The 20,236-nt window shown below is 65.4% G+C and carries 19 protein-coding genes and 1 pseudogene; 7 read left to right on the top strand and 13 right to left on the bottom strand.

Annotated features, from left to right (window positions below):
- Positions 1–836, bottom strand: an 836-nt coding sequence (locus GOSPT_RS08310) for a coproporphyrinogen-III oxidase family protein (RefSeq protein WP_051993791.1), incomplete at its 3' end; no start/stop codon positions are given.
- A 398-nt stretch (positions 837–1,234) separates the two neighbouring features.
- On the opposite strand from GOSPT_RS08310, the gene GOSPT_RS08315 reads away from it, so the two are divergent.
- The 5 genes and pseudogenes from GOSPT_RS08315 to GOSPT_RS23110 form a co-directional block, all read left to right on the top strand.
- Positions 1,235–3,049 (top strand): nitrite/sulfite reductase, encoded by a 1,815-nt coding sequence (locus GOSPT_RS08315; RefSeq protein WP_005205083.1) that lies wholly within the window; start codon positions 1,235–1,237, stop codon positions 3,047–3,049.
- Positions 3,046–3,795, top strand: a complete 750-nt coding sequence (locus GOSPT_RS08320) for a phosphoadenylyl-sulfate reductase (RefSeq protein ID WP_005205085.1) — start codon at positions 3,046–3,048, stop codon at positions 3,793–3,795. Before GOSPT_RS08315 ends, GOSPT_RS08320 begins: the two co-directional genes overlap by 4 nt.
- On the top strand, positions 3,792–4,736 hold the full coding sequence (cysD, locus tag GOSPT_RS08325; RefSeq protein WP_005205087.1) for a sulfate adenylyltransferase subunit CysD: 945 nt from the start codon (positions 3,792–3,794) through the stop codon (positions 4,734–4,736). Before GOSPT_RS08320 ends, cysD begins: the two co-directional genes overlap by 4 nt.
- Complete coding sequence (locus GOSPT_RS08330) at positions 4,736–6,046, top strand: sulfate adenylyltransferase subunit 1 (RefSeq protein ID WP_005205090.1); 1,311 nt, start codon at positions 4,736–4,738, stop codon at positions 6,044–6,046. The genes cysD and GOSPT_RS08330 overlap by 1 nt, the downstream gene beginning before the upstream one ends.
- Positions 6,043–6,738, top strand: a pseudogene (locus GOSPT_RS23110) (sirohydrochlorin chelatase); the annotation flags it as partial. The gene GOSPT_RS08330 and the pseudogene GOSPT_RS23110, both read left to right, overlap by 4 nt.
- 120 nt (positions 6,739–6,858) lie before the next feature.
- Here the strand turns inward: GOSPT_RS23110 and GOSPT_RS08340 are convergent.
- The 12 genes from GOSPT_RS08340 to GOSPT_RS08395 form a co-directional block, all read right to left on the bottom strand.
- Positions 6,859–7,854: a sulfate/molybdate ABC transporter ATP-binding protein gene (locus GOSPT_RS08340; protein ID WP_005205094.1), complete on the bottom strand. Its 996-nt coding sequence runs from the start codon at positions 7,852–7,854 to the stop codon at positions 6,859–6,861.
- A 1-nt stretch (position 7,855) separates the two neighbouring features.
- The gene (gene cysW, locus GOSPT_RS08345; RefSeq protein WP_005205096.1) at positions 7,856–8,785 is read right to left on the bottom strand and encodes a sulfate ABC transporter permease subunit CysW; all 930 of its coding nucleotides are present in this window, start codon (positions 8,783–8,785) and stop codon (positions 7,856–7,858) included.
- Positions 8,782–9,681: a sulfate ABC transporter permease subunit CysT gene (gene cysT, locus GOSPT_RS08350; RefSeq protein ID WP_005205098.1), complete on the bottom strand. Its 900-nt coding sequence runs from the start codon at positions 9,679–9,681 to the stop codon at positions 8,782–8,784. The genes cysW and cysT overlap by 4 nt, the downstream gene beginning before the upstream one ends.
- Positions 9,678–10,742, bottom strand: coding sequence for a sulfate ABC transporter substrate-binding protein (locus GOSPT_RS08355; protein WP_005205100.1), 1,065 nt, complete (start codon positions 10,740–10,742; stop codon positions 9,678–9,680). The genes cysT and GOSPT_RS08355 overlap by 4 nt, the downstream gene beginning before the upstream one ends.
- A gap of 253 nt (positions 10,743–10,995) precedes the next feature.
- Positions 10,996–11,196 (bottom strand): hypothetical protein, encoded by a 201-nt coding sequence (locus GOSPT_RS08360; protein ID WP_005205102.1) that lies wholly within the window; start codon positions 11,194–11,196, stop codon positions 10,996–10,998.
- Positions 11,197–11,373: 177 nt separating this feature from the next.
- Positions 11,374–11,844 carry an APC family permease gene (locus GOSPT_RS08365; protein ID WP_005205110.1) on the bottom strand — a complete coding sequence of 157 codons (471 nt, stop codon included), beginning with the start codon at positions 11,842–11,844 and terminating at the stop codon, positions 11,374–11,376.
- The gene (locus GOSPT_RS08370; protein ID WP_005205111.1) at positions 11,792–12,763 is read right to left on the bottom strand and encodes an APC family permease; all 972 of its coding nucleotides are present in this window, start codon (positions 12,761–12,763) and stop codon (positions 11,792–11,794) included. Before GOSPT_RS08370 ends, GOSPT_RS08365 begins: the two co-directional genes overlap by 53 nt.
- Before the next feature lie 110 nt (positions 12,764–12,873).
- A complete protein-coding gene (locus GOSPT_RS08375; protein WP_005205112.1) occupies positions 12,874–13,800 on the bottom strand; it encodes a cation diffusion facilitator family transporter in 927 nt (308 codons plus the stop codon).
- A 57-nt stretch (positions 13,801–13,857) separates the two neighbouring features.
- Positions 13,858–14,460: a TetR/AcrR family transcriptional regulator gene (locus GOSPT_RS24545; RefSeq protein ID WP_005205113.1), complete on the bottom strand. Its 603-nt coding sequence runs from the start codon at positions 14,458–14,460 to the stop codon at positions 13,858–13,860.
- 114 nt (positions 14,461–14,574) lie between these two features.
- Positions 14,575–16,614 (bottom strand): M3 family metallopeptidase, encoded by a 2,040-nt coding sequence (locus tag GOSPT_RS08385; protein WP_005205114.1) that lies wholly within the window; start codon positions 16,612–16,614, stop codon positions 14,575–14,577.
- Positions 16,615–16,618: 4 nt separating this feature from the next.
- Complete coding sequence (gene lepA, locus GOSPT_RS08390; protein ID WP_039855239.1) at positions 16,619–18,502, bottom strand: translation elongation factor 4; 1,884 nt, start codon at positions 18,500–18,502, stop codon at positions 16,619–16,621.
- A 100-nt stretch (positions 18,503–18,602) separates the two neighbouring features.
- Positions 18,603–19,094, bottom strand: a complete 492-nt coding sequence (locus GOSPT_RS08395) for a hypothetical protein (RefSeq protein WP_005205117.1) — start codon at positions 19,092–19,094, stop codon at positions 18,603–18,605.
- Here GOSPT_RS08395 and GOSPT_RS08400 point away from each other — a divergent pair.
- Both GOSPT_RS08400 and GOSPT_RS08405 read left to right on the top strand, forming a co-directional pair.
- Positions 19,084–19,776, top strand: coding sequence for an alpha/beta hydrolase family protein (locus tag GOSPT_RS08400; protein ID WP_005205119.1), 693 nt, complete (start codon positions 19,084–19,086; stop codon positions 19,774–19,776). The two genes, GOSPT_RS08395 and GOSPT_RS08400, sit on opposite strands and share 11 nt — an antisense overlap.
- Complete coding sequence (locus GOSPT_RS08405) at positions 19,773–20,189, top strand: type II toxin-antitoxin system PemK/MazF family toxin (protein WP_005205127.1); 417 nt, start codon at positions 19,773–19,775, stop codon at positions 20,187–20,189. The genes GOSPT_RS08400 and GOSPT_RS08405 overlap by 4 nt, the downstream gene beginning before the upstream one ends.
- Positions 20,190–20,236: the final 47 nt, after the last annotated feature.

Here is a 20,236-nt window from a genome sequence, read left to right on the forward strand (position 1 = left end):
CACTCGCTCGCCGGTGTCCGCGACCAGTTGGAGACCTCGTACCAGTCGAAACCGGCGTCGTGCAGGCGCTGATCGAGCAGCACGTACCGGTCGGCGAGCACGTCGTCGTCAGGCGCGGGCAGTTCGCCGCGTCGGATTCGACGTGCGAGCGCGGTGCCGTCCTCGACGATCAGTGCGTAGGCCGAGACGTGGTCGACCGGGGTGTCGAGGACTGCGTCGACGCTGCGATGCAGATCCGCGTCCGTCTCACCGGGTGTGCCGTAGATGAGGTCGAGGTTGAGGTGTTCGAACCCCGCAGCCGACGCCTCACGCGCGGCAGCGACCGCCCGCCCCGGCGTGTGGGTGCGATCGAGTGTCGCCAGCACGTGTGGAGCGGCCGACTGCATGCCGAGCGAGATGCGGGTGAATCCCGCCTCGAGGAGGCCGTCGAAGAACGCAGGCGACGTCGACTCCGGGTTGGATTCCGTCGTGATCTCGGCGTCGGCGGCGAGGTCGAATCGCTCGCGCACCGCGTCGAGCAGTCGACGCAGGCCGTCGGCGCCCAGAAGCGACGGCGTCCCGCCGCCGACGAAGATCGTCGAGACGGGGCGTCGGGGACTCAGCAGGGCTGCCGCTGTGTCGAGTTCGCGGCCGACAGCTGCGAGCCACGACTCCGGCGACGACGACGACCCGAGCTCCCCCGCCGTGTAGGTGTTGAAATCGCAATACCCGCAGCGCGTGGCGCAGAACGGCACATGCAGGTACAGACCGAATCCGGTATCCGGATCGACCCGGGAACACGCATCGACGATCGGCTCGATCACGCGAGCGGGCGCATCGCCCCGCTGCTCGACAATCGTCTCGACATCCACCCGTCCATGATGCGCGTCGCCTCACGTCGACTTCTGTGCGGGGCAGGTCGTCGACCGACTTTGCCTCAGCATGACGCAAAATAAGTGCAAGTAGACGATGGGTACCCTCCCGTGGCACCATGGATGGCGTGAATTTCCCCGGGGTGTGGCTCGCAGCACGACGCCACGTCGATTTCAAGCGCGTCTGTAGCGCTAGCTGTCGTCCTTAGACGACGACCGGCCCCGAGAGTTCCCCGCACGCTGCGGGAATGCCGGCAGATACCCGGTGGAACACCGACGGTGTCGCCCGACGGAACACCACCGTTGCGCCCACACGGAACCGCCCAGTCACAGCCCAGACCGCGCGAAAGCCGGTGCCCGTGCGCCCGGCATCAGGAGACTTCATGACGTCCACGACAGACATCACGCCGAACAGTGGTGCAGGCTCGAACGAGCAGCCCGGTGACGGCGCGTCGGGTCAGAACGGCGATCGCCGCACGACCCGCGAACGTCCTGCCCGCACCCCCCGTGCGCAGAACGGCGACCGTCCCGCCCGTAAGCCCCGCCCGACCAAGCGTCGCGCGGAGGGCCAGTGGAAGCTCGGGTATCGCGAGCCGCTGAACCCCAACGAGCAGGTCAAGAAGGACGACAACCCGCTCAACGTGCGCGCCCGCATCGAGAACATCTACTCCAAGCAGGGTTTCGACTCGATCGACAAGCAGGATCTGCGCGGCCGGATGCGCTGGTGGGGCCTCTACACGCAGCGCGCGCAGGGCTACGACGGCACCTGGACCGGCGACGAGAACATCGACATCCTCGAAGACAGCCACTTCATGATGCGCATCCGGTGCGACGCAGGCGCGCTCAACGTCGAACAGCTCCGCACGCTGGGCCAGATCTCCACCGAGTTCGCCCGCGACACCGCCGATCTGTCCGACCGTGAGAATGTCCAGTACCACTGGATTCGCATCGAAGACGTCCCGACGATCTGGGAGCGCATCGAGGGCGTCGGCCTCAAGACCACCGAGGCGTGCGGCGACTGCCCACGCATCATCCTCGGCTCCCCGCTGGCAGGCGAGGCCATCGATGAGGTCCTCGACCCCACCCCCGCGATCGACGAGATCGTGCGCCGCTACATCGGCGACCCGCAGTACTCGAACCTCCCCCGCAAGTTCAAGACCGCCATCTCGGGTCTGCAGGACGTCAGTCACGAGACCAACGACATCGCCTTCATCGGTGTCGAGCATCCCGAGCACGGCCCCGGCCTCGACCTCTGGGTCGGCGGCGGACTGTCGACGAACCCGATGCTGGCCCAGCGCGTCGGCGCCTGGATTCCGCTCGACGAGGTTCCCGACGTCTGGGAAGGCGTCGTGTCGATCTTCCGCGACTACGGCTACCGCCGTCTGCGCGCCAAGGCCAGGCTGAAGTTCCTCATCAAGGACTGGGGCATCGAGAAGTTCCGCCAGGTGCTCGAGGACGAGTACCTGCACCGCAAGCTGATCGACGGCCCCGCCCCCACCCCGCTCACGCAGCCGCGTGACCACGTCGGCGTGCAGAAGCTCAAGAACGGCCTCAACGCAGTCGGATTCGCCGCCATCGCCGGGCGCGTGACCGGCACCAAGCTCACCGCTGTCGCCGACGCCGCCGAGCGCGTCGGCTCCGACCGCATCCGATTCACGCCGTACCAGAAGCTCGTCGTGCTCGACGTCGCCGACGACAAGGTCGAGGAGCTCATCGCCGATCTGGCCAAGCTCGGACTCGTCGCCCGTGCGTCGAACTGGCGTCGAAACCTGATGGCGTGCAGTGGAATCGAGTTCTGCAAGCTCTCGTTCACCGAGACGCGCAAGCGCTCGCAGGTCCTCGTTCCCGAACTCGAGGAACGCCTGGCAGACATCAACTCCGAGCTCGACGTCCCCATCACCGTGAACATCAACGGTTGCCCCAACTCGTGCGCGCGTTCACAGATCGCCGACATCGGATTCAAGGGCCAGCTCGTCGAGGACGCCGACGGCGGACAGACCGAGGGCTTCCAGGTACACCTGGGCGGCAGCCTCGGCCAGGATGCGGGCTTCGGCCGAAAACTGCGCCAGCACAAGGTGACATCCACCGAGCTCGGCGACTACATCGAACGCGTGGTCCGTAACTTCGTCGACCAACGCGAAGAAGGAGAGCGGTTCGCACAGTGGGCAGTGCGGGCCGACGAGGAGGCATTGCGATGACGACGAGCACCCAGAGCAGGACCGGACGGCGGTTCAGCGAGGACGAGTTGCGTGAGATCGCTGCGCGCGGCGCAGCCGAACTCGGCGACAGCGCGACTCCCGAGGAGTTGCTGCGCTGGACGGCAGAGACGTTCGGCGACAACTTCGTCGTCGCGTCGAACATGCAGGATGCCGCGCTGGTCGATCTCGCCGTCAAGCACGTCGACCGCGCCCTGCTCGACGGCGACCCGGTGAAGGTGCTGTTCCTCGACACCGGCTACCACTTCGCCGAGACGATCGGTACCCGCGACGCCGTCGAGCAGGTCTACGGCGTCGACATGATCAACCTGACACCGCAGCACAGCGTCGCCGAGCAGGATGAACTGCTGGGCCGCAACCTGTTCGCCCGCAATCCCGGCGAGTGCTGCCGGCTGCGCAAGGTGGTTCCGCTGAAGGCAGGCTTGGGCAACTACGACGCGTGGGTGACGGGCATCCGACGCGTCGAGGCGCCGACACGCGCCAACGCTCCGCTCATCTCGTTCGACGAGGGATTCGGTCTCGTCAAGATCAACCCGATCGCCGCGTGGTCGGACGAGCAGATGCAGGACTACATCGACGCCAACGGCGTCCTCGTCAATCCCCTTGTCGACGAAGGCTATCCGTCGATCGGCTGTGCACCGTGCACCGCGAAACCCGAACCCGGATCCGATCCGCGCAGTGGCCGCTGGGCCGGTCGCGCCAAGACAGAATGTGGGCTCCACGCATGACCATCACCGAACCCTCAGCGAGCGCAGGACGTGCCGTGACCGAACCGGACGATTTCACCACCCTCGATGCCCTCGAATCCGAGGCCATCCACATCTTCCGCGAGGTGGCAGGCGAGTTCGAGCGCCCGGTGATCCTGTTCTCCGGCGGCAAGGACTCGACGGTGCTGCTGCACGTGGCACTCAAGGCCTTCTGGCCTGCGCCACTTCCGTTTTCGTTGCTCCACGTCGACACCGGCCACAACCTCCCCGAGGTTCTCGAGTTCCGCGACCAGGTCGTCGAGCGGCACAATCTGCGACTGCACGTCGCCAAGGTCGAGGACTACCTCGCCGACGGCAGGCTCACCGAGCGACCCGACGGTGTGCGTAACCCATTGCAGACCATCCCGCTTCTCGACGCCATCACAGAGAACCGTTTCGACGCAGTGTTCGGCGGTGGCCGACGCGATGAGGAGCGTTCGCGCGCCAAGGAGCGAATCTTCTCCCTGCGCAACGCATTCGGCCAGTGGGACCCCAAGCGTCAGCGCCCCGAGCTGTGGAATCTCTACAACGGTCGGCACGCTCCGGGCGAGCACGTGCGCGTCTTCCCGCTCTCCAACTGGACCGAGCTCGACGTGTGGCGCTACATCACGCGTGAGCAGGTCCTGCTCCCACCGATCTACTACGCGCACGAGCGCGACGTGTTCAACCGCGACGGAATGTGGATGACATCCGGTTCGTGGGGCGGTCCACGCGAAGGCGAAGAGGTGCAACGACTCTCGGTGCGTTACCGCACCGTCGGCGACGGCTCGACGACCGGCGCGGTGCTCTCCGATGCCGCAACCAACGACGCGGTCCTCGCAGAGGTCGCCGCGTCCCGACTGACCGAACGCGGCGCAACCCGTGGCGACGATCGCGTCTCCGAAGCCGCCATGGAAGACCGCAAGCGCGAAGGATATTTCTGATGGCATCGACCACCCAGCACGTCCCCGACCTGCTCCGCATCGCGACCGCGGGCAGCGTCGACGACGGCAAGTCCACGCTCGTCGGCCGACTCCTCTACGACACCAAATCGGTGTTGGCAGACCAGATCGACGCCGTGACCAAGGCATCGGTCGACCGCGGTCTCGAAGGACCCGACCTCTCGCTGCTCGTCGACGGTCTGCGCGCCGAGCGCGAGCAGGGCATCACCATCGACGTCGCATACCGCTACTTCGCCACTCCCGCACGGTCTTTCGTGTTGGCCGATACCCCCGGCCACGTCCAGTACACCCGCAACACGGTGTCCGGCGCGTCCACAGCACAGCTGGTCATGCTGCTCGTCGACGCCCGCAACGGGGTCGTCTCCCAGACGCGCCGCCACGCCGCGGTCATGGCGTTGCTCGGTGTGCCGCAGCTCGTGTTGGCGGTCAACAAGATCGACCTTGTCGACGACGCCGCGTCGGTGTTCGCCGAGATCTCCGCCGAGTTCGGTGAGCTGACTCGCACGCTCGGCTGGTCGCCCGAGCAGGTGACCTCGATTCCCGTGTCCGCATTACACGGCGACAACGTCGCCATCCGTTCGGAGAACACGCCGTTCTACGACGGCCCCACGCTGATCGAGCATCTCGAGACCGTGCCGAACGCCGTCGAACGCCACGACGAGGTCGGACTCCGCTTCCCCGTGCAGTACGTCATCCGACCGCGCACCCCCGAGTACCCCGACTACCGCGGATACGCCGGACAGATCGCTGCCGGTCGTGTCTCCGTCGGCGACGAGGTCACCGTTCTGCCGTCCGGCGTGCGTACCACCGTCACCCAGATCGACACGGCCGACGGTCAATTGGCGACGGCACACACCGGCCGCAGCGTCACCCTGCTGCTCGCAGACGACGTCGACATCTCGCGCGGCGACCTCATCGCCGCCGCTGCCGACGCCCCCGAGCCCATCAACCAGTTCACCGCGACGGTGTGCTGGCTCGCCGAGAAGCCGCTGCGCCCAGGCGCGCGGCTGCTCCTCAAGCACGGCACCAAGACCACCCAGGCCATCGTCGGTGGACTCGACGCCCTGTTCGACGAGCAGAACCTCACACTCGTCGACGCCCCGGACACCGTCGAGCTCAACCAGATCGGCCGCATCACGGTGCAGACCGCGGAGCCGATCCCGGCAGACGACTACCAGGTGAGCCGCGAGTCGGGCAGCTTCCTGCTGATCGATCCGCAGGGCGGCAACACTCTGGCGGCAGGCCTGGTGGGCGACGCACTGTCGACGCTGCACCTCAAAGAGTTGGTGTGACACCGACACTGCTCCTCGTCGCGCACGGTAGCCGCGATCCGCGCTTCGGCGACACCGCACGGCGCGTGCGGTCAGTCGTGGCACGCAGACTACCGTGCGTCGACGTCCGGCTCGGCTTCCTCGACCTCGACGCCCCTTCTGTCGCAGCACAACTCGCGGCACTGCGGGGCGAGTGCGTCGTCGTGCCGCTACTTCTCGCGCCCGGCTACCACAGTGAAGTCGACCTCCCTGCCCTGGTGGCCGAGCATCGTCGGGCACGCGTGACGACCACACAGGTCGTCGGGTCGTACCGACTGACCGATGCACTCGCGGATCGACTCGACGAGGCGGGCGCGCAACCCGGCGACGGCATCGTCGTGACTGCGGTCGGTTCGACGAATCCCACCGCCGCGCATGTGGTTCGACGCCGCGCCATCGAGTTGTCGACACGCCTGCACCGTCCGGTCGACGTGGTGTTCGCGACGAAGCTGGGCGCCGGCGACATCATGCTGCGCAACGCGATTCGACGACTCCGCACTGCCGGAGCGGAGCGCATCGCGCTCAGTCCGTACTTCTTGTCGGCGGGGCTGCTCACCGAACGCGTGGAGACCGCGCTCGATCGGCTGGTCTCCGACGCCGTCGTCGCCGGTCCGATCGGAACGCACCCGGTGCTTGTCGACGCGGTCGTCGACAGCTATCGCCGGGCATGCGCCGACGCGGCGGTCGACATGGACTCTGCCGCAGCTGAGTCGCCGCCTGCTGGGCCGCGAATCCCATCATGTGCGAGTGCGGCGGCCGGGATGTCGCATCCCGGCCGCCGCGTCCTCACACTCTTACACCTCGCTGAGCGCAGGCACCTTCGTCGCGCGGGCGTAGATGGTCTCTCCCTGCTGCAGGTGCAGCGCGTTGGCGTCGCCGCGGGTGATCTGCGCCTGGAACTCGTCGCCGGTCGCCGCGGCGACCAACTCCACCCTGGTCTCGAATCCGAGGTTCACCACGCGCTGGACCGTCGCCTTGATGACGCCGGTGTCCAGCGAGGCGTCGGCCGCGGGCAGCGCGAGTTCAGGGTTACGCCCGATGCGAATGTCGTGCGGGCGCACCAGTTCTCCGTTGAGTCGCACAGTGGAGCCGAGGAACGACGCAACGAACGGGTTGATCGGACGGTCGTAGAGATCATCGGGTGCGCCGATCTGCTCGATCTTGCCCTTGTTGAGCACCGCGATCCGGTCGCTCACGTCGAGCGCCTCCTGCTGGTCGTGCGTGACGAGAACCGTCGTCACCTGCATGTCCTCGTGCAAGCGGCGCAACCACTTTCGCAGATCCTCACGCACCTTGGCGTCGAGCGCGCCGAACGGCTCGTCGAGCAGCAGCACCTTGGGATCGACTGCCAGCGCACGCGCGAGCGCCATGCGCTGACGCTGTCCGCCGGACAACTGAGCGGGAAAACGCTTCTGGAAGACCGTGAGTCCGACGATGTCGAGCAGTTCGTCGACCTTGGCGTCGATGTCCTTCTTGGCACGCTTACGGATCTTGAGTCCGAACGCGATGTTGTCGCGCACCGTCAGGTGCTTGAACGCCGCGTAGTGCTGGAACACGAAGCCGATGTCGCGCTTCTGCGGCGACGCACCGGAGACATCGTCACCGTTGATGACGATGGTCCCCGAATCGAGGTCGTCGAGACCTGCGATCGCACGCAGCAGCGTCGACTTACCGCTGCCGGACGGACCGAGCAGCGAGGTGAGCGAACCCGCTGGGATCTCGATCGAGACATCGTCGAGTGCGGCGAAGTCGCCGTATCGCTTGTTGGCACCAACCACCGAGATGGACATGTCAGACTCTTTCTTTCTCGTGAAGTACCTGCTGCGAATCGATGTTCTCGGGCGCATACGGCGGGGTCAGATGGATGTCGTCGGGCTCGGCGGCGTCGTCGCCGGTGGCCGTACTCGCCTCCGCGTACCGGTTGCGTGCACGTCGATCGACGAACGACATGGCGACCAGGACGAGGACCGCGACGAGCATGAGGAGCGTCGCGGCGGCGTAGGCGCCGTACTCGTTGTAGTCGTCGGTGTAGCGGGAGTGCACCAGCAGTGTCAGCGTCTGCGAGATGCCGGGGTAATTCGATGACACCATCGTCACGGCGCCGTACTCGCCGAGCGCGCGTGCGACGGTCAGCACGATGCCGTAGGTCAGGCCCCAGCGGATCGCGGGAAGCGTGATCCGCCAGAAGGTCTGCCACCCACTGGCGCCGAGGGTCGCAGCTGCCTGTTCCTGCTCGGTACCTATCTCGCGGAGGACCGGCTCCACCTCACGCGCCACGAAGGGCAGTGTGACGAAGAGCGTCGCCAGCACAAGGCCCGGGAAGCCGAAGATGACGCGGAAGCCGAGGCTCTCGACGCCGCCGAACCATCCCCCGTATCCCCACAGCAGGATCAGCGCGACACCGGCGACCACGGGCGACACCGCGAACGGGAGGTCGACGACGGCCTGCAGAACACCCTTTCCGGGGAATCTGCCTCGGGCGAGCGCCAGCGCGATGATGATGCCGAAGATGACGTTCAGCGGCACCACGATGACCACGATCAGCAGGCTCAGCTGCAGCGCCGAGATCGCGGCCGGTGTAGTGATCCACTCCCAGAACTGGCCGAGGCCGTGTTCGAAGGACCGCCAGAAGATCAGTGCCACGGGCACGATCAGTAGGACGAACAAATACACGAGCGCGATGGTGCGGAGCCCGTATCGGGTCGACGCCGACAGTTTCATCGGTCCAGTTCCTCACGCTTGGTCTGGCGCCGACCGACGATACGCAGCACGAGAAGTGCGACGAAGGCGATCAGCAGGAGTACGACCGAGATGGCTGCGGCATTGACCGGCTCGTCGATCTCGATCTGTTGCTGGATGTACTGCGAGGCGACCTGGGTCTTGCCCGGGATATTGCCGCCGATGAGGACCACGGAACCGAACTCACCGATCGCGCGGGTGAACGCGAGACCCGCGCCGGTGAGGATTGCGGGCAGGAGCGACGGCAGCACGATCTTGCGGAAGATGGTGCCGTTCCTGGCCCCGAGAACCGCCGCGGCCTCCTCGACGTCGGTGTCGAGTTCGATCAACACCGGCTGCACCTGACGGACAACGAACGGCAGCGTGACGAACGTCAGGGCAATGATCAACGCGGGCTTCGTGGCCGCGAGATGGATGTCGATGGGACTGTTCGGCCCGTACAGCGAGAGCAGCACGAGGCTGGCGACGATGGTCGGCAGCGCGAACGGAAGATCGATGATCGCGTTCACAAAGCCCTTGCCGCGGAAGTCATCTCGCACCAACACCCACGCGATGATCGTGCCGAAGACGACGTTGATGAGTGCGGCGACGATCGACACGAGCACGGTGATCCCGATGGCGTCGAGAGCATTCTCGTCGGTGACAGCATCCCAGAAGCCACTCCAGCCGTTGTCGAACGACTGAACGGTGATCGCGGCCAGCGGCAGCAGGACGATGATGCTCAGCCAGAGCCACGCCGTACCGATTGCCGCGGGGCTCACACCCGCGAAGGTCCGCGAGCGACCGAGGAATCCCTTCGGCGGCTGCGAACTCGACGACGGTGCGTGCTGGGCCGACGCATTGTCGGTAGCGCTCGCCACCTCTCCTGCGGCGGTCATTGCTTACTGCCTTCGTTGTAGATCTTGGTGATCGAGCCCTTGGTACCGAAGAGTGCGTTGTCCACGGCTTTCCACCCCTTCAGGTCTTTGCCCTTGTTCTTGGCCGCGGTGCCTTTACCCAGGGTCTTACCGAGTTCGTCGATTGTCCATAGTTTCGTGATGTCGCCGGGGAAAAGGGATTTCGTCTCGGCGATCACCGAAGGCACCACCGGCCGGAACCCCTGCTTGGCCCAGATGTGTTGTGCCTCATCGGTGAACAGGAAGTCGACGAAAGCCTTGGCCGCCGGCAGGTCCTTCGACGTATTGACCACTGCGACAGGATTCTCGATCTTGAACGTCTGCGGCGGAATCAGGTACTCGACCTGCGAACTCTCCACCGCTCCGGCGTTCTTGCGCTGCAACATGATCGCTTCGTTCTCGTAGCTGATCAGGACATCGCCCTGACCCTGCTGGAACGTGGTGGTCGCCTCACGCCCCGACTTCGGACGCACCTTCACGTGGTTGTGCACGAGGTCGCTCACGTAGTCGAGTCCGGCCTGCGGGTTCTTGCCACCCTCGCTCTTGGCCGCATACGGCGCGAGGAGGTTCCATTTGGCGGAACCCGAGCTGCCCGGGTCGGGGGTGATCACCTGCACGCCCGGCTTGAGTAGGTCGTCCCAGTCGTGAATGTTCTTGGGATTGCCCTTGCGCACCACGAGGGCGACGACCGAGCCGAACGGGACGCTGTTGTTCGGTTCGGCCTTCTTCCAGTCCTCGTCGACGAGGCCAGCCTTGACCAGACGCGTCACGTCGGGCTCGACGGAGAAGTTGACGACGTCGGCCGGCACGTGGCGAGCGACCTTGCGCGACTGGTCGCCCGACGCCCCGTACGACGCCGAGAAGCCGATGCCGTTGCCCTCGGGGGTTGCGCGGAAGGCGGGGATGATCTTGTCGAATCCGGGCTTCGGAGTCGCGTAGGCGACGAGATCGAGGTGGCGACTGCCGCTCGAGATGTCGACACCGTTGGGCGTGTCCGTCGAGCCGCCCCCACACCCGGCGACCAGTGCAACAGTTAGCGTCAATAAGCACGTCACTACTGGTAGGCGCCATCTGCGGGCCTGACTTGGACTCACGGATCCTCCACGATGATTCCCGGCTTCGCGGGACGTCGCGGCCGGAGCAGGATCACGCTAGCAACGCCGAGCGCCTACCCCAACATGAGAACGGACGCCCCGGTGTCGGTCCGAGCCGATCAGCGCGTGAGGAGCCAGGCGAGGACGACGAGAACGACGAGCGCAAGCAGCGCCCAGGTCACTCGTGACTTCATCATCGCGGTCAGAGCCCCTTTCCGTCGTCGTCGGCGAACCGTCGACGATCGAACACGTTCATCACGGCTTCGACCAGCACGTTCAGGATGAGTGCGATGCCGATTGCGACTGGGATCACCACCACGAGAGTGACCAGGAGCTGCGGGACGAACGACAATCCGGTGAGCCATTCCTCCACCGAATCCCACCACGCGAGGAAGCTGTCCATGCCTGTCTCCTCGCCCCTGCCCGGCCCCTGCCGAGTTTGGATCAGTGTGATTCGAATTCCGCGCTCGATGCCTCGCGGGCATTGCCAAACCGGCTCGAGTCGTGAACCGCGCTCACGCGGTCACTCGATCGTATCGAAATGCGCCGGACCGGCTTGCCACCCCTCTGCCCGAGCGGTTCAGCTCGCGGTCGCTGCGCCGGCGTCACCGGACGCCGGCGCCGCCTCCAGCCGCAGGCTCCTGTGCGTCACCCTTCGATAGACGATCTCCGCGACGAAGCTCGCAATCAGTACGACGATCAGAGTGATCCACGTACTCGCGGGTCCGGTGTGGATCGCGTATCCGAGGAGGAGGCAGAACAGCGCGAGGTTGAGCGTGACCGCCGCGATCAACAGCCAGGCCTTTGCGCCCGTTTGGTGACGGACCCGCAGGTGGCCGACGCTGACCGCCCCGTAGACGATCAAGAAGGCGAGACTCGCCATCTGTCCCACCGACGACAGCGGAAAGAAGACGACGAACGCACAGGTGAGTGCACCGGCCAGCAGGAGTCCCCACGTCCCGCTCCGCCACACCCCACGCGCGAAGTCGGCAGGCATCTCACCGGACTTGGCGACGGTGAAGGCCAGGTTGGCGTCCGAACAACGTGGCATTGACGCCGGATGCGGTGGCGAGCAGCGCTGCGGCACCGATCACGATGAATCCGACCTGTCCGAGCACCACGCGCCCGGCGTCGGAAAGCACGTGACCCTGGTTTGCCTCGATATCGGGGAGCGTCATCACCATGACGATCAGCGAGCTGATCACCACGTAGACGACGATCACGATGAACAGCGCCTGGTACATGGCGCGCGGGAGTTCTTTGGCGGGGTTCTTCATGTCGCCTGCGGAGTTCGTCACGACGCCGAACCCCTCGTAGGTGACGTAGAGCAGGCCTGCTGCGAAGAAGATGCCGATCACACCTTCTCCACCGCTCTGTTGGAAGTTCGATGGGTCCGACTTGAACGACGCCGCGATCACAAACGCGACGAGGATGGCCACCTCGATCGCCACGACGAACATCTCGGATCTGCCGACGAGTTTCGACCCGACCGCATTCACCCCGATCAAGACGATGACCAGCGCGACGCCGATGACCTTCCCCGACCAGTCCGGGGTATCGAAGGGCAGCAGATGTCGTGCGTAGCCTGCGAATCCGGAGGCATACAGCGCCATCGCGATGATCCAGCCGAGGAACTGAAAGATGTTGAGCCCGCCCGCGATGACACCGTCGCCGAAACAGCGGATCAGGAACTGCGCCGCGCCTCCGCGACTCGGAAACCGAGTGCCGAGCTTGGCGTACGAGTACACGCTGAACAGCGAGACCAGACCACCGACGAGGAATGCCACCGGAATCCACACGCCCGCTGTGGTCGCAGCTAGTCCGACCAGCGTGTAGAGACCCGCACCCATCATCCCGCCCACGCCGATCGCCGTCGCCGACGCGACGGTGATGGACGCCTTCTGGATGGAATCGTTCTGGCCGGAATCCTTGTGGGTGGAATCGCTTTGGGCGCGATCCTTGTGGGTCATCGACGAAGGTCCCGCCGCAGAGCAGCAGTGACGCGGTGAACACTGCGAGTCATGTGGTGCAGCATCGCACAGCAAATTCACACAGGCAGCGTCTTGCGGAAAAGGTTGCGCTAGTGCGGGTTTGAGTCCAACCGCCACGATTCGTATGCGCGCGGATCCTCGATCGGCTCGATATGAATGCTCACTCGAAGATGATCGAGAGCCGCGTGCAGTTCGTCTTCGACACGTTCAGCCACGTCGTGGGCACGGTCGACACTCCACACCCCCGGTACCAGCATGTGCATCTGCACGTACCGCTCGTGCCCCGATTCTCTTGTGCGCACATCGTGAAATGCCACCTCGTCGGTACGGAACCGGTCGAGCACGTCGTTGACCGTCGTGAGGTCGACGGCGAGCAGCGCGGCGTCGAGAAGTCCATCGCCCGAGCGCCAGATGAGTCGCGCACCGACGACGATGATGTTCACCGCGACGAGAATGGCAACGATCGAGTCGAGCGGCAGCCACCCGGTGACGGCAACAAGGAACACGCCGACGATGACGCCGACGGTGGTCCAGACATCGGTGAGTAGATGCTTGCCGTCGGCTTCGAGAGTCATCGAGCGATAGCGCCTGCCCGCCCGGAGCAGGATCACCGCGACGGCACCGTTCAGCACGGTTGCGGCGACCGAGATGGCGAGTCCGAGTCCCACCGCCGCGAGTTCGGCGGGATGCAGGAGCCGATCCACCGCGGCCACGATGATCGCGATGGCCGCCACGACGATCAGGATGCCTTCGAACACCGCCGAGAAGTACTCGGCCTTCGCGTGCCCGAAATTGTGTTCTGCGTCAGCGGGTTTCGCGACCACCCGCAGCGCAAAGAATGCGGCGATCGCGGCAGCGAGGTTGACCACCGATTCGAGTGCGTCGGAGAGCAGACCAACCGACCCGCTGACGCGCCATGCGATCAGCTTCATCACGATCACGACCAAGGCCGTGACAATGCTCAGGAGCGCGTAGCGCGTCAGATCTGGACGCGAAGGTGCGGATGCGTTCGCCACTGACCAATTGCACCACAGGACGGGTGACTCGCGCCGCCATTGAACCGGGCAGCGACGTCAGATCTCCGCGGCAACCATCCCGTCGAGGGCACCGTAGTACGTCGACATCAGCAGACTCATCGTCTGGTCTATGGACAGACCGCTGGCCAGGAGATCGAGCACCTCGCGAGGATCGAACATCTGGTTGTACAGAAACAGCGCGTGATCGAAGTGGGAGTCGTCGATTCCCTTGCTGCGCAGCACCGCCCGAATCGGACGTTCCCAGGCGTCCCGAACCGTCTGGATCGTCGGATCGCCCTCCCGTAGTCGGGTGAGGAAGCCCACCGGTCGACGCAGCCGGACCATCGCGGGACCGTTGATCACGAGAAGCCGGCCGAGATGAGCGACGACGTCCTCGAACAGGGCAGTGCCGGTTTTCGTCGAATCCTTGCTGTAGTCACGCAGTTCGACGATCACACCGTGCAGATACTCACGGACGAGCGTCTCCAACGAGGGAAAGTAGCGGTAGACAGTCGCAGTGCCGACCCCGGCACGCTCCGCGATCACGGGAATGCTGACGTTCTCATAGTCGTCGCGCAGCACTTCGCCCGTTGCAACAAGAATCTTCTTGCGATTCCGTACGGCGTCTTTGCGCGTCGGCATGGGGGCAGCGGCCGCCATCGCGATACACCTCCCGCCACATCGGCAACACCGTCGGAATCCCAACCGTACCCCAGCCGACGTACCGCTTCTCCAGGTCAGATCAGGTCGAACAACCAGCCGCGGCGAGCGCCGTCACAGCCCACGCCGCGCCAACAACGGCTCGATATAGGGCTTGCGTCCGATCAATTTCTCATGCGCGACAAGCGGGTCGACGCTGTCGCCACGCGACAGCGTCGACGTCGCGAAGCGTCGACCGTTCTCGCGTTGCAGGCCGCCCTCGGACAGGAACCACTGCTCGGTGTCGGCGTCGAGCACCTCCGACCAGATGTACGAGTAGTAGCCGGCCGAGTAGCCGCCGCCGAAGATGTGGTTGAAGTAGGTGCTCCGGTAGCGCGGCGGGATCAGGTCGGTGCCGATGCCCGCCGTCCGAAGCGCCTGCGCCTCGAAGCCCGCCACGTCGGTGATTGCCTCGGCCTGCGCGGTGTCGAGTTGGTGCCACGCGAGGTCGAGGACTGATGCCGCGAGGTATTCGATTGTGCTGTGGGCAGATTCGGTTCCTGCCGACTCGCGTGCTGCCGTGGCGAGCTCCGCGGGAATGGGTTCGCCGGTCTCGTGATGGCGCGCGTAGTTGGCCAGAACGGATGGGTGCAGCGCCCACATCTCGTTGACCTGCGACGGGAACTCGACGAAGTCGCGCGGCACCGACGTCCCGGACTGCGACGGATAGTCGACGGCCGAGAGCAATCCGTGCAGCGCATGCCCGAACTCATGGAACAGCGTGGTGAGCTGATCGACGGTGAGCAGGCACTTCTCGCCGTCATCGGGCTTCGTCAGGTTCAACACGTTGACCACGACGGGCTGTGTCTGCAGCATCGTCGACTGGTCGACGATGCTGTTCATCCATGCACCACCACGTTTGGACGGGCGCGCGAAGTAGTCACCGAGGAACAGTCCGATGCTTCGCCCGTTCTCGTCGAGTACATCCCACACACGAACGTCGGGGTGGTAGGCGGGCAGCTCAGGACGCTCGACGAAACGCAGCCCGTAGAGCACGTTGGCCGCGTAGAACACCCCGCGGGTCAGGACCGTCTCGAGTTCGCAGTAGTCGGCGAAATCATCAAGCGGGACATCGGATTTCGACCGCGCCGCGCGCGCGAGCCAGTAGGTATAGTCCGCGGCACCGATCTCGGCGTCGCCCGCGAGAACCCGGAGGTCGTCGAGCTCACGCTCCCCCGCTCGCATCGCCGACGCGCTGAGTTCGCGCAGCAAGTCGTCGACGGCCTCCGCCGACGGTGCGGTCTGCTCCGCGATCACGTAGTCGGCGTGATCGCTGTATCCGAGCAACTCCGCACGCCTGGCGCGTAGCCGCACGATCTCCAACACCAATTCGGTTGTGTCGTTGTCGTTTCCGCGCGCACAGCGGTTGATCGATGCCTCGAAGACGCGGCGTCGAACAGCACCGTCGGTCAGCTCGGTGAGGACGCTCTGGCTGGTCGGCAGTTCCAGGGCGATCAGATATCCGGTGTCGTGCCCTGCGTCAGTCGCGGCACGTCGCGCGGCGGCGATCTCACCGGCCGACATGCCGTCGAGCGCGGATGCGTCGTCGACGAACACGGCCGAATCGTTGGAGTCGTCGAGGATCTTCTGCGAGAACGTCGTGGTGAGCAGCGCCAGTCGCGACGAGATCTCGCGGATTTCCTGTTGCTGATCGGGCGACAGGCCCGCACCGGCGCGCACCGCGCCGCGATAGTGCTTGTCGAGCAGCCGACGCTGCGGCTCGTCGAGGTCGAGATCGTCGGCGTCGTCGTGGACCTTCGAAATACGCTCGAAGAGAACGGGGTTCATCGCGATCGTGTTCTGGTGATCGGTCAGCAGCGTCGACAGCTCCCGGCTGATCTCGTTGCGCTTCGGGTTGGTGTCCGGACCGACGAGGTTGAAGAAGATGCCGGCCGCGCGTGCCAGATCGCGTCCGGAGAACTCGACCGCTTCGACGGTGTTGCCGAACGTCGGCGGCTCCGCATTGTTCGCGATCTCGTCGATCTCGGCCAGCTGCGATGCCATCGCGTCGGTGAACGCAGGCAGGAAGTCGTCGTCGGAGATCGACGCGAAGTCGGGCAGGCCGTGCGGTAGATCGCTCTGTGCGAGAACGGGATTCACGTTGTCTGTACCCATGACCTCACTTGCCCTTCGGTTTGTCGCCCATCGAGTCGGTGGAAAGCGCGGCCACGAATGCCTCCTGCGGGACGTCGACCCGACCGATGGTCTTCATCCGCTTCTTGCCCTCCTTTTGCTTTTCGAGCAGCTTGCGCTTTCGGCTGATATCGCCGCCATAGCACTTGGCGAGCACGTCCTTGCGGATCGCCCGGATGTTCTCGCGCGCAATGATCTTCGATCCGATGGCCGCCTGGACGGGCACCTCGAACTGCTGACGCGGAATGAGCTCCTTGAGCTTGGTGGCCATCTTGTTGCCGTAGCCGAACGCGGCGTCGCGGTGCACGATCGCGCTGAACGCGTCGACCGCCTCACCCTGGAGGAGGATGTCGACCTTCACGAGGTCGGCTTCCTGCTCGCCCGCCTCCTCGTAATCGAGGCTGGCGTAACCGCGGGTGCGCGACTTCAGGGAGTCGAAGAAGTCGAAGATGATCTCGGCCATCGGCATGGTGTAGCGCATCTCGACGCGTGTCTCCGACAGGTAGTCCATGCCGCCGAGCTCACCGCGCCGTGACTGACACAGCTCCATGATCGCGCCGATGAATTCGCTCGGCGCGATGATCGTCGTCTTGACGATCGGCTCGTAGATGTGGCGTGCCTTGCCCTCCGGCCAGTCGGATGGGTTGGTGACGATCGACTCGGAGCCGTCTTCCATGACCACCCGGTAGACGACGTTGGGTGCGGTGGAGATCAGGTTCAGATCAAACTCGCGCTCGAGCCGCTCTCGGGTGATCTCCATGTGCAGCAGTCCGAGGAAGCCGCAGCGGAAACCGAAGCCGAGCGCGACAGAGGTCTCCGGCTCGTAGGTGAGCGCGGCGTCGTTGAGTTGCAGTTTGTCGAGAGCGTCGCGCAACACCGGATAGTCGGAGCCGTCGAGCGGGTAGAGGCCGGAGTAGACCATCGGGCGCGGTTCGCGATAGCCGGTCAGCGGCTCGGTCGCGCCGTGGCGGGCGGTCGTGACGGTGTCACCGACCTTCGACTGCCGCACGTCTTTCACTCCGGTGATGAGGTAACCGACCTCGCCGACGCCGAGCCCCTTTGTCGGCTTCGGCTCCGGCGAGACGATGCCGACCTCGAGCAATTCGTGCGTCGCTCCGGTCGACATCATCGCGATCTTCTCGCGTGGGACGATCTTGCCGTCCACCACGCGGACGTAGGTGACCACGCCGCGGTAGGTGTCGTAGACGGAGTCGAAGATCATGGCTCGCGCAGGCGCATCGGGGTCGCCCTGCGGAGCCGGCACCAGCTTGATCACCTCGTCGAGGAGTTCCGTGACGCCCGCACCCGTCTTGCCCGACACGCGCAGCACGTCGTCGGGCTCGCAGCCGATGATGTGCGCGATCTCCTCGGCATAGCGGTCGGGGTCGGCGGCGGGAAGGTCGATCTTGTTCAGCACCGGGATGATGGTCAGGTCCTTGTCCATCGCCAGGTACAGGTTTGCCAGCGTCTGCGCCTCGATCCCCTGCGCGGCGTCGACAAGCAGAACGGCACCCTCACACGCTTCGAGCGCACGCGACACCTCGTAGGTGAAGTCGACGTGACCAGGGGTGTCGATGAGGTGCAGCACGTAGTCGGTCTGCGGCCCGTCCGGTCCGTCGGACTTCCAGGGCAGGCGCACGTTCTGCGCCTTGATCGTGATGCCACGCTCACGCTCGATGTCCATGCGGTCGAGGTACTGGGCGCGCATGTCCCGCTCCGCGACCACGCCCGTGAGCTGCAGCATCCGATCGGCCAGCGTCGATTTGCCGTGGTCGATGTGCGCGATGATGCAGAAGTTCCGGATCCGGCTGGGATCGGTGAACGTGGTGTCGGCGAAAGTGGGAATCGAACTGCTCCTACAGGTGCGCACCAGTACTCGAGTGCGATGCGGGTGTGGTCGTCGTATCCAGTTTCTCACGGCCTGCCGTCGGCGGGACGCGGCCGGGTTGCGAGAGAAGCGTCGGAGCAGCCTAGTTGGCTCGATCCGAACGGTTGAGGCCGGTCAGATTCTGAAGCGAACCCGCTTCAACGCCCCGAGCGCGCTGCGAGTCCCTGCGTGCGCGCACGGCGAGATGAGCCGTCGCAACGACGATCGATGCGACGAGCAGCACAAGCGCGCCGAACGAGAGCAGGAGCCAGAAGTCAGCCCAGTTCGCGACGCCGACGAACACCAGCACGGCCATCGCGGGCACAACGAGCCATGACACCCAGACGCGCAGCGCGACCGCCGCGATCAGGGGTGCCACCACCAACAACGGACCCATCTCGATCAGCCTGCGTGGCCCGAGCGCAGCGAAAATCGAGTCCTCACATGTCGCGCCGGCGTGCGCACCGGCGACCGACAGTTCGCCGCTCTTGCCACAACTCACCGTCACCTCTCCTACGGGCATGAATCCGCACGCCACCGCATAGCCAAGGGCCGCCACTGCCATCGCAAGCCACGCCACTCGTATGGCTCTCATCCCTGCAACTTATAACGTGGACGCCGTGAGTCCCGAGACCTTCACCGGCGACGGCGTCGTCGCAGACATCTACCGTCCGGACGGCCCACCTCGCGCGGTGCTCGTGCTGGCGCACGGCGCGGGAGGCAACCGGCACACCGCGATCATGCGGGCGTATGGCGCGGAGTTCAGCGCCCGCGGGCTGTTCGTCGCCTGTATCGATCTGCCGTACCGGCAGCGCAAGCCCAAGGGTCCGCCAAGCCCGTCGGGTGCGGCAGGCGATCGGGACGGCATCCGCGAGGCGGCCGCACTGTTCGCATCCGAATCCGACGGTCCGCTCGTCCTCGGCGGACACTCGTACGGCGGCAGGCAGGCATCGATGGTCGTCGCGGAGGACGGAGCTGCCGGCCACGCGGCGGGACTGCTGCTGTCGTCGTATCCGTTGCATCCGCCCGGCAAACCCGAACGCGCGCGCACCGAGCACCTCGGCGACATCACGGTTCCGACAGTGATCGTGCACGGAGCGTCGGATCCCTTCGCGACGACCGAGGAGATCACCGACACCATCGCGCTCATTGCCGCGCCGACGCGGCTCGTCGAGATCGAGAAAACCGGCCACGACCTGAAACCCGACAAGAAGCCGACTGCTCAGCTCGCGGCCGACGCCGTCGACGACCTGATCCTGAACGGGTCGACCCGATGACGGGCCGGACGCAGGCGCGCCCCACCCATGACGCGGCGCGCGAGATCGTCTACTCCCCCGACCTCGACGGCGCGGCCGATCCCGGCGAGATCGTCTGGACCTGGGTGCGTTACGAGGACGATCCGAGCAAGGGCAAGGATCGTCCGGTGCTGGTCGTCGGACGCGACCGCGGCGAAGAGCACACGCATCTCCTCGGCCTGATGCTCTCGAGCCAGGACTACCACCGCGACGACCCGAACTGGATGGAACTCGGGACCGGCGTCTGGGACGACGAACACCGCGAGAGCTACATCCGTCTCGACCGCGTGTTGTACGTCCTCGAACACGGAATTCGACGCGAGGGCGCCATCCTCGACGAGGAGCGCTTCGACGCCGTCGCCGACCGACTGCGGCGCGACTACGGCTGGCGGTAGCCGGCAGCACGTCGAGCTATAGATGTGTGTCGAATCGAAGGATGTGG

The organism is Gordonia sputi NBRC 100414 (assembly GCF_000248055.1).
Classification (GTDB): Bacteria; Actinomycetota; Actinomycetes; order Mycobacteriales; family Mycobacteriaceae; genus Gordonia; species Gordonia sputi.